This window comes from Nocardia asteroides, from assembly GCF_021183625.1.
GTDB classification, from domain to species: Bacteria; Actinomycetota; Actinomycetes; order Mycobacteriales; family Mycobacteriaceae; genus Nocardia; species Nocardia asteroides_A.
In genome coordinates, this window is the sequence record NZ_CP089214.1 from 5,370,527 (window position 1) to 5,385,367 (window position 14,841).

6 protein-coding genes and 4 pseudogenes are annotated in these 14,841 nt (G+C 63.1%); 5 read left to right on the forward strand and 5 right to left on the reverse strand.

Annotated elements, in window-relative coordinates; translation table 11 throughout:
* Positions 1 to 10: 10 nt before the first annotated feature.
* The 4 genes and pseudogenes from LTT61_RS24790 to LTT61_RS24805 form a co-directional block, all read left to right on the forward strand.
* A pseudogene (locus LTT61_RS24790) lies at positions 11 to 4,096 on the forward strand (type I polyketide synthase); the annotation flags it as partial.
* 110 nt (positions 4,097 to 4,206) lie between these two features.
* Complete coding sequence (locus LTT61_RS24795; protein WP_233016445.1) at positions 4,207 to 7,269, forward strand: SDR family NAD(P)-dependent oxidoreductase; 3,063 nt, start codon at positions 4,207 to 4,209, stop codon at positions 7,267 to 7,269.
* Between the two features lie 48 nt (positions 7,270 to 7,317).
* Positions 7,318 to 8,088 (forward strand): thioesterase II family protein, encoded by a 771-nt coding sequence (locus LTT61_RS24800; protein WP_233016446.1) that lies wholly within the window; start codon positions 7,318 to 7,320, stop codon positions 8,086 to 8,088.
* A gap of 161 nt (positions 8,089 to 8,249) precedes the next feature.
* Complete coding sequence (locus tag LTT61_RS24805) at positions 8,250 to 8,588, forward strand: hypothetical protein (protein ID WP_233016447.1); 339 nt, start codon at positions 8,250 to 8,252, stop codon at positions 8,586 to 8,588.
* 83 nt (positions 8,589 to 8,671) lie between these two features.
* On the opposite strand, the gene LTT61_RS24810 is transcribed toward LTT61_RS24805, so the two are convergent.
* The gene (locus tag LTT61_RS24810) at positions 8,672 to 9,028 is read right to left on the reverse strand and encodes a transposase (RefSeq protein ID WP_233016448.1); all 357 of its coding nucleotides are present in this window, start codon (positions 9,026 to 9,028) and stop codon (positions 8,672 to 8,674) included.
* Positions 9,029 to 9,034: 6 nt separating this feature from the next.
* Between LTT61_RS24810 and LTT61_RS24815 the strand changes: the two are divergent.
* A pseudogene (locus tag LTT61_RS24815) lies at positions 9,035 to 9,654 on the forward strand (IS701 family transposase); the annotation flags it as partial.
* Positions 9,655 to 9,973: 319 nt separating this feature from the next.
* On the opposite strand, the gene LTT61_RS24820 reads toward LTT61_RS24815, so the two are convergent.
* The 4 genes and pseudogenes from LTT61_RS24820 to LTT61_RS24835 all read right to left on the reverse strand — a co-directional run bounded on the left by LTT61_RS24820 (position 9,974) and on the right by LTT61_RS24835 (position 14,422).
* Entirely contained in the window at positions 9,974 to 11,044 is a 1,071-nt protein-coding gene (locus LTT61_RS24820) for a hypothetical protein (protein ID WP_233016449.1), read from the reverse strand.
* A gap of 9 nt (positions 11,045 to 11,053) precedes the next feature.
* The gene (locus LTT61_RS24825; protein ID WP_233016450.1) at positions 11,054 to 11,668 is read right to left on the reverse strand and encodes a hypothetical protein; all 615 of its coding nucleotides are present in this window, start codon (positions 11,666 to 11,668) and stop codon (positions 11,054 to 11,056) included.
* Between the two features lie 1,032 nt (positions 11,669 to 12,700).
* Positions 12,701 to 13,429: pseudogene (locus LTT61_RS24830) on the reverse strand (IS701 family transposase); the annotation flags it as partial.
* Positions 13,422 to 14,422 (reverse strand): annotated as a pseudogene (locus LTT61_RS24835) (IS481 family transposase). The pseudogenes LTT61_RS24830 and LTT61_RS24835, both read right to left, overlap by 8 nt.
* Positions 14,423 to 14,841 lie beyond the last annotated feature (419 nt).

Here is a 14,841-nt window from a genome sequence, read left to right on the forward strand (position 1 = left end):
AGGGGATCTCGTGCCTATTTCGATTGACGACCTGACCAAAGCTCTGCGTATTTCCGCGCGAGAAAATGAATCTTTACGGCGAGAGAATCGCGAATTCCGTGCGCGTGCGTCGGAGTCTGTGGCGATTGTGGGGATTGGGTGTCGGTTTCCGGGTGGGGTGTCGTCGGCTGCGGAGTTGTGGGAGTTGGTGGTCGGGGGGCGTGATGCGGTGGGTGGTTTTCCGGTTGATCGGGGGTGGGATGTGGGTGCGTTGTTCGATCCCGAGCCCGGTGTGGCGGGGAAGTCGTATGTGCGTGAGGGTGGTTTCGTCTACGACGCTGGTGAGTTCGACAGTGGTTTCTTCGGGATCAGTCCGCGTGAGGCGGTCGCGATGGATCCGCAGCAGCGGATGTTGTTGGAGACGGTGTGGGAATCGCTTGAGCATGCGGGGATCGAGCCGGGTGGTCTGCGTGGTAGCGATACCGGTGTGTATATCGGTGTGACCGGTCAGATCTATGGTGTGGGCGCCGAGCACGGTGCTGAGGGGTATTTGATGACCGGCGCCGCTGGGAGTGTGGCTTCTGGGCGTATTTCGTATGTGTTGGGGTTGGAGGGGCCCGCGGTGTCGGTGGACACGGCGTGTTCGTCGAGTCTGGTGGCGGTGCATCAGGCGTGTCAGGCGTTGCGGGCGGGGGAGTGTTCGATGGCGTTGGCCGGGGGTGTGACGGTGATGTCGACTCCTATCGGGTTCGTGGAGTTCTCGCGGCAGCGTGGGATGGCGCGTGACGGCCGGTGTAAGCCGTTCGCCGAGGCCGCTGACGGCACGGGGTGGGGTGAGGGCGCCGGGGTGCTGGTGTTGGAGCGGTTGTCGGATGCGCGTCGTCTCGGGCATCGGGTATTGGCGGTGGTCCGGGGCAGCGCGGTCAACCAGGACGGCGCTTCCAACGGTTTGACCGCTCCCAACGGCCCTGCGCAGGAACGGGTGATCCGGCGGGCGCTGGCCAACGCGGGAATCCCGGCCACCGCGGTGGATGTGGTCGAAGCACATGGCACCGGTACCTCGCTGGGTGACCCGATCGAGGCGCAGGCGCTATTGGCCACCTACGGGCGGGAACGGGATTCCGATCGTCCGCTGTGGCTGGGATCGCTGAAATCCAATATCGGCCATACCCAGGCAGCCGCGGGAGTGGCCGGGGTGATCAAGATGGTGATGGCGATGCGTCACGGGATACTTCCGCAGACGCTGCACGTGGATGCTCCGTCCTCACACGTGGATTGGTCCTCCGGAGGGGTGGAACTGCTGACCCGGGCCCGGGATTGGCCGGTGACCGAGGGGCCACGCCGAGCCGGAGTCTCCGCGTTCGGCGTCAGCGGTACCAACGCCCACGTGATCCTCGAACAGGCGCCTGCGCAGGAGCAAGCACCTGCAGGAGAACAGGCACCGGTGTCGGTGGAGGGTGGGGGGGTGGTGTGGGTGTTGTCGGGTCGTAGTGCTGAGGCGTTGACCGGGCAGGCGCAGCGGTTGCACCGGTTCCTGGCACGGAATCCGGATGTGGCTGCCGCGGATGTGGCGCGCTCGTTGCTGGGGCGGTCGCTGTTCGAGCATCGTGCGGTGATCACCGGTGAGGATCGAGCCGAGTTGACAGCTGGGCTCGCGGCGTTGGCCGAGCAGGTTCCGGCACCGGGTGTGGTCTGCGGTGTGGCGGGTCGGCAGGGCAAGACCGTGATGGTGTTCCCGGGGCAGGGTGCGCAGTGGCTGACCATGGGCCGCCGGCTGCTGAGCAGCGCACCGGTGTTCGCTGCGAAGATGGCCGAATGCGAGCAGGCGTTCGCCCCGCTGGTGCAGTGGTCGTTGTCGGAGGTGCTCACCGGTAGCGACCCGTACTGGCTCGAACGGGTCGATATGGTCCAGCCGGCACTGTTCGCGGTGATGGTGTCGCTGGCCGAGCTGTGGCGTTCGTCCGGTGTGTATCCCGATGCGGTGGTCGGTCATTCCCAGGGCGAGATCGCTGCAGCCCACGTCGCGGGAGCGCTGTCCGTCGAGGATGCGGCCAGGATCGTGGTCCTGCGTTCAGCGGCGTTGACCCGGCTCGAAGGCCTCGGGGGCATGATGTCGATCGGGTTGGCCCTGGCACAGGTCGAACATCTGCTCGAGGACTTCGACGAGTTGTCGGTAGCCGCGGTCAACGGGCCACGAGCCACGGTCGTCTCGGGCGCGACCACACAATTGGAGGCTCTGCACACGATCTGCGAGACCCGCCAGATCCAAGCCCGGATCATCCCGGTCAGCTACGCCTCGCACTCACCGCAGGTCGACCGGTTGCGTGAACCGCTGCTAGAGGCCTTGGCCGGAGTGCGGCCCCGTTCCTGCTCGACAGCGTTCTACTCGACGGTGACCGGTGAAGTGATCGACACCAGCGGACTCGACGGCCGGTACTGGTACACCAACCTCCGCGAACCGGTCCGGTTCGACGACACCATCCGACAGCTCTACCAGGACGGATACACCGTATTCGTCGAAGCCAGCCCACACCCGCTACTGACCGCCGACATCGAGCAGATCGGTGAAACCCAGCACACCACCTCCTCCGCCACACCGGTGGTCACCGGAACACTGCGCCGTCACGAAGACAGCACCACCCGATTCACCCAATCGGTCGCACAACTCAACGTCAGCGGGATCGACATCGACTGGCAACCGGCACCCCACGGCCACCGGCAACAACTCGAACTCCCCACCTACGCATTCCAACGGCGCCGCTACTGGCTCGAAACCGGCAGTTCCGCAAACGCGGCATCGCTGGGGTTGAGCGCGGCCGGGCATCCACTGCTGGGTGCTGTGGTGGTGTCTCCGGATTCCGGTGCCGTGGTGATGACGGGCAGATTGTCGGTGGCCACCCAGCCCTGGCTGGCCGATCACGCCGTCGACGGTGTGGTGTTGTTGCCGGGTACGGGGTTCGTGGAGTTGGCTTTGCGCGCCGGTGTGCAGGTGGGGTGCGCGAGACTGCAGGAACTGACGCTGGTTACGCCGCTGGTGCTGACCACCGATACGGCAGCCCGCATTCAGGTGGTCGTCGATGACGCCGACGACCGGGGGGCGCGTGCGGTCACGGTGTACTCGCGATCGGAGATCGGCGACGACGCCGATTCCGATGCCGGCGAAGCGGTGTGGGTGTTGCATGCGCAGGGAGTACTGACCGGTGCGGTGGAACAGGCCCCGCCGATCGCGGAGTTGACCGTGTGGCCACCGCACGACGCGGTCGAGGTGCCGGTGCAGGGCTGGTACGAGCTGCTCGCCGAGCGAGGCTATGAGTACGGTCCCGCTTTCCGGGGCCTGCAGTCGGTATGGCGACGTGGTGCGGAGGTGTTCGTGCAGGCGGCGCTGCCCGACACCGTCACCGACGCCGGACAGTTCGGTCTGCACCCGGCATTGCTGGACTCGTTGCTGCACGGCATGGCCGCCGACGCCGCTGATGCCGAATCGGGACAGGGTGTTTCGCTGCCCTTCGAGTGGCGGGACGTGTCGTTGCACGCCGCCGGCGCCTCACAGCTGCGCGGCTGGATGTCTCCGGCGGCCTCCGGTGGTGAGGCGGTCACGATCCGGGTGGCGGACTCCACCGGCGCACCCGTGCTGAGCGCGGGCTCACTCACGGTACGACCGATCACAGCCGGACAACTCGGCACAGCCGGGCACGTGCAGCGACTGTGCGCATTGAGCTGGGTGCCGCTGACACCACCGACGCCGGCCACCGGGCAAGCGGCCACACCCCGGACAGCGACGTTCGCCCTCGAAGCCGATTTCCTGACCTGGGCGAGCGAGCAGGACGCCATCGTGCCGCCGGTAATCGTGCTGGACCGGCGTAACGCCACCGCTACCGGTGCTGGTGACGATGAGCCACAGCGGGTGCACACCGCCACGACACGAATGCTGACGGTACTGCAGACCTGGTCGGGCGAGCCCCGGTTCGCCGAGAGCGCACTGCTGATCCTGACCCGGGGCGCGGTCGGCCACGATGGTGACGAGGTCAGCGATCTGGCCGGAGCCGCGGTCTGGGGATTGGTGCGTTCTGCCCAGTCCGAAGACCCGGGCCGGATCATCCTCATCGACACCGACACCGACACCGACACCGACACCGACACCGCACCGACACCGACACCGACACCGACACCGACACCGGCACCGGCACCGGCACCGGCACCACACCCGGCAGCAGTCCCGAGCCGGACGTGCCGGTCGAGGCGATACTCGCGTGTGGTGAGTCCCAGCTGATGATCCGCAGCGGTGTGTTGCACATGGCCCGCCTGACCCGCCTGCCCGCGCAGCAGGGGCTGGTGGTTCCGGAGTCGGCGTCGTGGCAACTGGAGGCGGGCGACCGGACCGTGGACGGGCTTGTCCTGCGGCCGAACCGAGCCGATAGTGAGCCGCTGGACACCGGACAGGTACGGATTGCGGTACGGGCCGGCGCCCTGAACTTCAAAGATGTCCTCATCTGCCTGGGCATGGTGCCCGCAGAGGACTTCCGTATGGGACGTGAAGCTGCGGGAGTGGTCACCGAGGTCGGCCCCGGTGCCGAGGGATTCGAACCGGGTGACCGGGTGATGGGATTGATCCTCAGCGGTCTGGGCCCCGTCGCGGTGACCGACCACAGAATGATCACCCACATGCCCCGGGGCTGGTCGTTCACCGACGCGGCAGCGGTCTCGGTGGTATTCCTCACCGCCTACTACGGACTGCACGACCTGGCGCGCATCCAACCGGGCGAACGGCTGCTGGTCCATGCCGCGGCGGGCGGTGTGGGAACAGCGGCCACCCAGCTGGCCCGCCACTGGGGTGTGGACGTGTACGGCACGGCAAGCAGGAACAAGCAAGACACTCTGCGGTCCACGGGATTCGATGAAGAACACATCGCAGACTCCCGCTCACTCGATTTCGAGGACACGTTCCGGGCAGCCACCGACGGCCACGGTGTGGATGTAGTCCTGAACTCGCTGACCGGCGAGTACATCGATGCCTCCCTACGGCTCCTACCCCGCGGTGGACGCTTCCTCGAAATGGGCAAAACAGATAACCGCGACCACAGCGATATCGCGATACACCACCCCGGGGTGCAATATCAGACCTTCGATCTGATCGAAGCCGGCCCAGACCGTGTCCAACAGATGCTCCAAGAGCTCAAAACACTCTTCGATACCGGCGCATTGGATCCACCGCCGGTCAAGGTATGGGATATCCGTCGAGCACCGGAGGCCTTCCGCTACATCAGCCGTGCGCGGCACATCGGCAAAGTCGTCTTGACGATCCCCCCGAACACCGGCACCGGCCCCACCATCTCGACCGGCACAGTGGTGATCACCGGCGGAACCGGAGGACTGGGTGCCATGCTGGCCCGCCACCTGGTGACCACACACGGAGTGCGATCGCTGGTACTGGCCAGCCGCCGCGGACCACACGCCCAGGGCGTCACCGAACTGGTGACACAACTGAGCGAACTCGGCGCCCAGGTGCAGGTGCTGGCCTGCGATGTATCGAACCGCGACGCGGTAGCCCGACTACTGGCCGCGGTACCCGCCCACGCACCACTGACCGGCGTGATCCACGCTGCAGGCGTGCTCGACGACGCAACGATCACCTCACTGACCGAAGAACGCATGACACCAGTGCTACAGACCAAGGTCGACGCCGCCTGGCACCTCCACGAACTGACCCGCAACACCGACCTGGCACTGTTCGTGTTGTATTCCTCGGCATCAGGTGTAGTAGGTAACCCAGGCCAAGCCAACTACGCCGCAGCCAACACCTTCCTCGACGCACTGGCCGAACACCGCCACGCCCGAGGACAGACCGCGACCTCGATCGCATGGGGACTATGGAGCTCCCGCACCGGGATGACCGGACACCTCGATGACACCCACACCGGACACAGCGGCGTCACAGGCCTGTCGCCCCAGCAAGGACTGGCCATGTTCGACGCCGCCCTGCAACAACCCAGCCCCGCAGTCGTCGCCGTCCACTGGGACACCACAACCCTGACCACACAAGACCGCGCAGGCACACTGCCACCACTCCTACGCGGACTGATAGCAACCAACACACCACGCGCCACAACCAACAACGGAACCGGACTACGCGAACGACTCACCCCACTATCCCGATCGGAACGACACACAACCATCCTCGAAACCATCGCCAACCAAGTCGCAATCGTGCTCGGCCACTCCAACACCGACACCATCACCGCCGACCACAACTTCCGAGACCTCGGATTCGACTCCCTCACCGCAGTAGAAGTCCGCAACCGCCTCAACACCACTACCGGACTACGACTCCCAGCCACACTCGTCTTCGACCACCCGACAATGACCGATCTGGCGGACCATATTCTGACCGAGCTCGACCAACGATGGTCGCGGTCTCCATCCTCGGACAGAGAAATTGAAGGCGCTGACAGCGATCTGTCTTTGGTAGCGCTCTACAAGCGAGCCGTCGAGTCCGGTCGGGTGGAAGCGGGAATACAACTGAGTCGCACCGCGGGACTACTGCGCCCGTCTTTCGGGACTGCCGAAACGCCCTCCCAGGCAACTGTTCACGCGGAACTCAGTAGCGGGCATCGACAGCCGCAGCTTATTTTGTTGACCACTCCGACTGTCACCAGTGGTGTGCATCAGCATGCGTCGATGGCCAAAGAGTTCAGGGGAAACAGGAAAGTGACAAGCATTGCGCTTCCGGGTTTCAAGAGCGGTGAGCTCGTACCGGATTCGTTGTCTGCGGCCATTGATGATCTCGCTGCGGCGGTTAGATCGGTCGCAGGCGGAGATCCATTTGTTCTGGCTGGATTCTCTTCAGGTGGAGTGCTCGCACATGCGGTCGGCAACAGGATGGAGTCGGCTGGGCAGTCGAATCTCGCTGGTATCGCCCTTCTCGACAGCTTGTCGATGGAACAAGCGAAAGAAATCGACCCGGACGATTTCCTGAAAGATCCACTGGTTCGTGAATCAGAGTTTTGGAAGATCAGTAACGCGAATTTGACGGCATCTGCGGTATGGCTAGGCCTTCTCGAAGAGTACAAAGCGTCTCCTCTGAATGTGGATGTGCTGTTCGTGCAGTGTGTGAACCCGCTCTTCCACGTTAAATCGCCGGGCGGAAAACTAGAATACGTTCTGGCCGAGCCGTGGTCGTCCACCCAAATCGTACGCAAAGTTCAAGCAGACCATTACTCGATAAATACAGTCGATGCTCCGGCGGTGGCCGGGATTATCGAAGAGTGGTGCTCGGGTTTGATCGCGTACTAAAGACGTGTTCATGGCCTGATCCGACGCTTCATCGAAAAGGAAACAAATATGGATGGAAATGCGAAGTCGAGTTTGTGGGTAAGGCGCTACTACCCGTCGGCGGAGCCGGAAGTGCGACTGGCATGTTTTCCGCACGCCGGCGGCGCCGCCAGCTTCTATCTTCCCGTCGCCAAGGCGTTTTCGCCGTCCTGTGAGGTCCTGGCGATTCAGTATCCGGGACGACAGGACCGTCGGTCGGAGTCACCGATCGGCAGAATAGATGCGATTGCGGACGCTGTGGCAGTCCAGCTCAAATCCGAAAACGACCGACCTCTTGCGCTTTTCGGCCACAGCATGGGGGCATTGATTGCCTACGAGGTAGCCCTACGACTGCAAAGTTTCGGTATCAGTCTGGTGGCGCTATTCGTATCTGGTCGCCGTGCACCGTCTCTGTACAGCAGTGAGAGGGCTCATCTCCTGAGTGATGACGCCCTGATGGCGGAGATCGTCAAGATGGAAGGAACCGATGGTCGAATACTAAATGACGCAGATCTGATGTCCTCGCTATTGCCGGTGATCCGAGCGGACTACTGTGCGGTGGAGACTTACAAGCACGATCCGAACTCCCGATTGACCGCCCCGATCTATGCTCACTGTGGCATCGATGACCCAAGAGTCAGTGTCGACGAAGCCCATAGCTGGAGGTTCCATACATCCGGAGCATTTGCGCTGGATACCTACCCGGGCGGTCATTTCTATTTGATCAAGGAAAGTGAAAGTCTCATTGCGTCGATTAAGCGCGTTCTGTCTGGTTGTACGCCGGATTGCGTCGGCACCTGACAGTACAGGTGCTCGAGTTCCGAACAGACGACACCGCGGGAAGGCTCGGCGCTGTTTTCCGAACGTCGGCAGTCGGTTCGACGAGCCGTAACGGGTTCGCGCGGTGGGTATCTCATGTTGAAGGAGTTTTCGTGTTAGACCGACATGGCTGGCCTCTGGAAGTGGGTGACGTCGTCACCGTGGTTGGCGCCTGCGAAGGCAAGTCTTATCTTTATGGCTCCAGTGGGGTCGTAGTTCGAACTATTGCGACGCGGGCGGAAGTGGCGCTGACGGAATCTGGACATGCCGAGATGGCTGATCGTGTCGTCGTGATCGAGACTTCCAACCTCCAATTCGGCCGAACCGACCACGCGTCTAGCCGTGCGCTTTTCGCGGATGTCGAAAAGGACATCGCGAAGCGATCCGTGCAGGAAGCCGTGATGAGCGCGGTTGATCGATCGATTATAAGTAGTGAACTAGGTGGGAAAATCTTGGACGACTGGATCCGGAAAAATACGTAGACACCTTGATGCACTTCGACATCGGAATCATCTCAACCCGACAGTTTGCCGAGTGCAGGCTCGGTAATGACGCAATAACGGTCCTAGGTGGTGTCTCCTAGTGCTCTCAGCCATTCGATGATCAAGGCCAGCACAACTCCGGCGTGGTAGGTGTGGGCCAGTTTGTCGAATCGGGTGGCGACCGCGCGCCAGTGCTCGGCCCTGTTGAAAGCCCGTTCGACGACGTTGCGCGGCTTGTAGGTCTGCCGGTCGAAACCCGGAGGCCGTCCACCGCGGCTGCCGCGGCGTTTGCGGTGACCGATCTGATCGGACCGCTTCGGGATCACGGTGCGGATACCTCTGCGCCGCAGCAAGGCCCAGTTGGCCGCGGAAGAGTAGGCCTTGTCGGCGATAACCACCTGCGGAGTGCGCCGGGGCGGGCCACCGGCCAGTCGCGGCACCGCCGCCTGTCCGAGCAACGGCGCCAGCTGCCCGAGTCCTGGACCGACGATCGCGAGCGCTGCCGCGGAGCGGGGGTTCCCGACGAGGTCGGGTTCGTGACCAAGCCGCGGTTGGTGATGGCGATGCTGGAGCGTGCTCTGGCCGCGGAGGTGCCGTTTCGCTGGTTTGCCGCCGCCGAAGCCTACGGGCAGGTCAAATACTTGCGGTTCCGGCTCGGACAGCACGACCTCGCCCACGTGCTGGCGACCCGCCGCAACGACACCCTCAGCACCCGCGGGCTGGGCCAGGTCCGCGCGGATGGGTTGGTGGCGGCGGTGCCGGCGCGGGGGTGGCAGCGGATCTCCGCCGGTGCCGGGGCGCACGGGCCTCGTGACTACGACTGGGCGCGGGCACCGGCTGCTGGCCCGGCGCAGCATCACCGACCGGGCGAGATCGCCTACTACGTGTCTGCTACGGGCCCCGCCGGTCGACCACCGACGATCTGGCCTGGATCGCCGGATCGCGACGGCGGATCGAGGAATGCTTCCAGCAGGCCAAGAACGAAGCCGGCTTGGATCGCTACCAGGTTCGTTCCTGGCGAGCCTGGTATGCCCACATCACCTTGTCGATGCTCGCCCTGGCCTGGCCTGGCCTGGCCTGGCCTGGCCTGGCTCGCCGAGGCGAAAGCCGTTGCCGCAAAGGGGGAACCGGTGTCGGCGATCCGGGCAGGATCGCGTTCACGCTACCGGAGATCCGACGCCTCACCAGCGCCCTTGCCCAACCGGCACTACGGTGAGCCCGGCAGGTCTGGGCGTGGCCGGACTGGCGACGCCGACGCCAGCGCCAAGCCCGCCTATCGCACTACCGCCGACGCGGACACCCACTCACCTAAATGCCGTTGCAGTACTAAATCTTGCGGCGACAAGCTTATCAGTACGACGCCTTGCAAGTGCTCACCGCACGTGTTACACCCGCCCCGACGAGCCAATATGCTGAGGGCATAGCAGCACTTCCCCTTCAGCCGCCCATCCACGACGAAGAAGCAACCGAATAACGGTTTCAGGTACCCGGCCACCCGAGGAGTGAGCGTCTTCGGCGAGCTGCCCACCCAAGATAGGCCCTTCTTCGCAAGATTGAAAAGCACATGAAACAGGAAAACGTACAGCAGGTTGGCATGCCACGCAGTGTCTAGTTACAATCAGGCCTCCGGCATTATCGGTAGAAGTGTCCAACTCGAACCAACGAAATTCGATATCGGACGAAAGTTGAAGCTTTCCGTAACCTGCGCTTGGTCGCGTGCCGCATGTGGGACATGTCACCTGCCGGCGCTTCTGTTCGGCGAAATCACGCATAACCCGCACATCTTGAGAACCATTACCCGCCCCAAGACGGTCAGCAACTGCGAGACCGCGCTCCGGGATTACGAGCTGATCATTCGACTCACGCGTACTCAACATCGCCTTAGCGGTCTCCAACCGAGCTTCTTGCGACAGAGATGCTATCCATTGTTTAGCGATATGATGCGGCACATCGTAGTGGCGCGCTACTTTTGTGATACTTCCGAGCCGCCAGTAATTGACGCCGAAGTCCGAGGGCATATCCGTGCTGCTGTGGCTCGGTCGCCGCTTCGAGGGTTCCGAGTTCGGCTGCGAATCTGTCCCGTTGTCAACCGCGTTGGGGTTCGCCCGATCTTCGTTTTGCAGCACAGAGGGTGAATCCATCGTAGGCTCGGCAGGTACCACATCTTCGGCCGGAATTTCCGCCGCACAGACAACTGAAGATGGCTCCGACGGCACAGGCGCTTCAGCAGCAACGCTCCTCGCCTCTGATTGTTTCAGGTCCGCTAACATACGTGCCATTTGAACAATCAACTTAAAATCAGCGCTCTCTAGCGCTTCGGGAAGCACTGGGAGTCGCCCAGCAACCGCCCGCACTTCGAGTGAGCGTACTTCGCCGTCGCCCACGCCTAATTTTGCTGACGCCAAGGTTATTCCGGTTGCCACCTCAGCTATGGATACAATAAAATCTTCAGTCATCTCCAACTTTCAATTCCGTCGCCGCAACGGCCGCGAACTCTTCGGCGGCCAAGCTCCGGAGAGATTCCCGCTTTCCTGCAGTAATCTAATCCAATCTTTAGCGATATGATGCGGCACATCGTAGTGGCGGGCTACTTTTGTGATACTTCCGAGCCGCCAGTAATTGACGCCGAAGTCCGAAGGCATACCCGTGCTGCTGTGGCTCGGTCGCCGCTTCGAGGGTTCCGAGTTCGGCTGCGAATCTGTCCCGTTGTCAACCGCTTTGGCGTTCGCCCGATCTTCGTTTTGCAGCACAATGGGTGAATCCATCGTAGGCTCGGCAGGTACCACATCTTCGGCCGGAATTTCCGCCGCACAGACAACTGAAGATGGCTCCGACGGCACAGGCGCTTCAGCAGCAACGCTCCTCGCCTCTGATTGTTTCAGGTCCGCTAACATACGTGCCATTTGAACAATCAACTTGAAATCAGCGCTCTCAAGCGCTTCGGGAAGCATCGGGAGTCGCCCAGCAACCGCCCGCACTTCGAGTAAGCGTACTTCGCCGTCGCCCACGCCTAATTTTGCTGACGCCAAGGTTATTCCGGTTGCCACCTCAGTTATGGATACAATAAAATCTTCAGTCATCTCCAACTCTCGTACATTGATTTCCGACAGTGCATGTCAGATATCACCCTGACCCATTTTTCGCAATCGCCCTATCCATCCTTGGGCAGTATGGCGCGGAACTCCATAATGCTGGGCCACAGCAGTAACGGTCCCAAGAATCGCATACTGTCCGGCAAGCTCCTCCGGATCCGGCATCTTTCGGTAGGATCGTCGTGGCCCCTCCTCGTTGGTTACTGAAGCGGAACTCTCGCTACGATTACCCCTTTCAGGGCGATCAGAATCTTTGCCAGAAACCCGTGCTGCGACCTCACTGTCTCTGCGGCGCTCGCGTCTCGACTCGGACGGTGAGTCTCGACCGAAATATGTAACCAATGCATCAATAACGACCGGCACGTTAAGTGCTGCGATGTCACGAGCAGTTAATTCAGAATTTTCGGCGGAACTGATCGCGATACCGGTAACGCCCAAGCCGGGCGCCGAAGAATCGATATCAATCCTGAGACTCGGGCGATCCGCGCCACTTGCGTCTACCGCCGCTAGATTCGCAGTGATAACTACTGTGTACTGGACCAACTTGCACGTCTCCTATCAGGAAGTGTCGGGTGTGAGGCATGTTGACGCTAGCACAACCCCTTACTGGAGCACGCGCTTGATGTCGCAGCCTCCTCGGAGGTTGCTCCAGGTGCCTCGCACATACCCTTCCGAATTCCGGACCACCGGTGTCGACGGCATCCGGACCAAAGAGCTGGTCAAGTAGACCACCTCCGAACCCGGCATTCACTCGGCCATTTTTTTCGAGAGGCTTCGCAAAGACGAGATCACTCATGGCTCTCGGCCGCCAAGTCGTTAGATGAGTCGACCGAACTGCGAGTCGCTCCACGCTAACGGCCTCGTACTGATAAGCTTGTCGCCGCAAGATTTAGTACTCCAGCATCACTTCGTGATGTTGTCGGTGTTGTCGCTGGTAGTGGGCCTGTTTTGCTCGGTGTTGGTGTCGTCTGCGCCAGGCCGACCACCGCAGTGCCGCGGTGAGGTCCGGGCGGGGTGGGGTCAGGTGTGCCAGGAGACGGCGGATCTCTCCGAGGGTGAGCGGGATGAGTTCGCTGCCAATGCTTTTGGGGAGATCGCGGCGGTGACGGCGAGGTAGGTGTAGGCGAGCATGGCCAGGGTGATGTGGCGGTACCAGGCGTCGTAGCGGCGGACCTGGTAGTGGTCGAGCCCGACCTCGGTTTTCGCGGTCTGGGAACAGTCCTCGACCGCCCAGCGGGCGCCGGCGACCCGGATCAGCTCGTCGTCGGTGGTGCCGAGCGGGGCGCCGCACAGGTAGTAGGCGATCTCGAACTCCCCCTTGGGACCGGGAGTCAGCGATCGCCGGGCCAACAGCCACCGTCCCCAGCCCGGCCCGGCCAAGCTCTCGGTCGGCACGGTCGCCGTCGCCCAGTCGAAGACCCGGGCGCCTTTCGCACCGTCACCACAACTGCGGCGCTTCCACGCCTGCGCCGGGGCGTCGGCGACGAGCCGGCCGGTACGCAGGCTGCCACCCAGACCCATCAAGACCGGCGCGTTGCTCGCCACGGCGACCACATACCCGACCCTGCGGCGCTCTAGCCAGGTCCGGAACTTCGAATCACTCCCGTACGCCTCGTCCGCAGTCACCCACCGCGCAGGCACACCAGCATCCAGCGCCCGGCCCAGCATCCGCTGCGCCAGAACCTGTTTCGTCGCGAACTCCACCTCATCCGGTACGCCGGCGACGCGGCAGCGTTCCCGATCAGCGGTATGAGGCCTCGACGTTGGTGACGCCGGTGTGGAGTCGGCTGGCGGGTGGCTGGTTCCCGGCGGCTGAATGGGGGGCGATGGTAGTTGAAGTGGATGTTCCAGACCGCGAGGACTCGGGTTCGCTGGTTTTCGCTGGTCCATTCGCGGGCGTAGAGCAGTTCCTCGGCCAGGATCCGCTGGTAGCGCTCGACCTTGCCGTTGTGGCGTGGTGTGTAGGGGCGGGTGCGCTGGTGACGAGCGCCGTGCAGGACTTTCGCGAAGTCGTGGGCGCGGCAGCAGGGCCGTTGTCGGTGACGATGCGATGAATGTGGCTGATGCCGTGGGCGGCGAAGAACACCCGGGCCCGGAAAAGGAATCGATTGCCGTGGCGGCGGTTTCGTCTCCGAGGGCTTCGGTGTAGGCCAGCCGGGAGAATCCGTCGACCGCGGAGTGCACGTAGGTGTAGCGGGCTCGGGTGCGGTGTTTCTTGGCACGGGCCACGGCCTTGTCCTGATCAGAGCCCTTGCCGTGGGTGCGCCAGCCGCCGCCGTCGGGGATCTGTCCAACTTTCTTCACGTCGAGGTGGACCATGTGCCCGCGCCAGCGGGCGATGATCCGGCCCGGTGCCCGGTTGTTCGCGCCGCTGGGGTCGATGAACCAGCGACGATTCAACCCCAGGTGGTTCAGTTGGCGGGTCACGGTGCGCACCGCGATCTCGATGCCCTGGATGTGGAGTTCGAAAGCGATCCGTCGAGCCGACCATTTGTGGTCGCGGCGCAGTCGTTCGATCCGGGCTACGACCGGCGGTGGGGTCGCACTCGGCTGATGGTGCGGGACCGATGGGCGATCGGCCAGGCCGAGTTCGCCGTGCCGGCGCCATCGGTTGACCCACTTGCTCGCGCATTGGCGTGAGATTCCCATCTCGGCGGCGACGTGAGCGATCGGGCGGGTCCGGCAGCGGTGCACGAGCCGGCGACGGCCCTCGACGGACAACGGGGCATTACGGTGGGTCACGGGACGGGTCTTTCCGGTCAGGCGGATGGGGATTGGCGTTTCCATCCTGCCGCCGGGAGACCCGTCTCCTCTTCACCTCACCCCGTCCCGGGCGACACCAACCTCATGACCCGCAACAGTTAGCTGTCGCGTGCTGGGCGCCTTCCACTAATGCAATGGGCGAGATTGCTGGGTGATCCGGGGCGGGCTGCGTCCGGCAGCGCCTCGAGCAGCAGGCGGAGAGGCATTGTGGGCACCGGCGAGGGTCCGTGGTGAAGCCGGTGGCCTATTGCCACCGCGTGGTGGCTGGCAGCCATCGGCCAGCTCGGTCGCCGAGGGAATCGGCCTCACGTTGCCGATGACGAGCGCGATAGGCTGGCACTGTTCGATCCTGCCGCACTGACGCTGTTCGACATCGCCGCTTGCTCGCTTACCACCTC

What these genes read in the sequence shown, in the direction of transcription:
- LTT61_RS24800 (WP_233016446.1), top strand. Translation starts at nt 7,318, where the DNA reads ATGGATGGAAATGCGAAGTCGAGTTTGTGGGTAAGGCGCTACTACCCG.
- LTT61_RS24820 (WP_233016449.1), bottom strand. Translation starts at nt 11,044, where the DNA reads ATGACTGAAGATTTTATTGTATCCATAGCTGAGGTGGCAACCGGAATA.
- LTT61_RS24825 (WP_233016450.1), bottom strand. Translation starts at nt 11,668, where the DNA reads ATGACTGAAGATTTTATTGTATCCATAACTGAGGTGGCAACCGGAATA.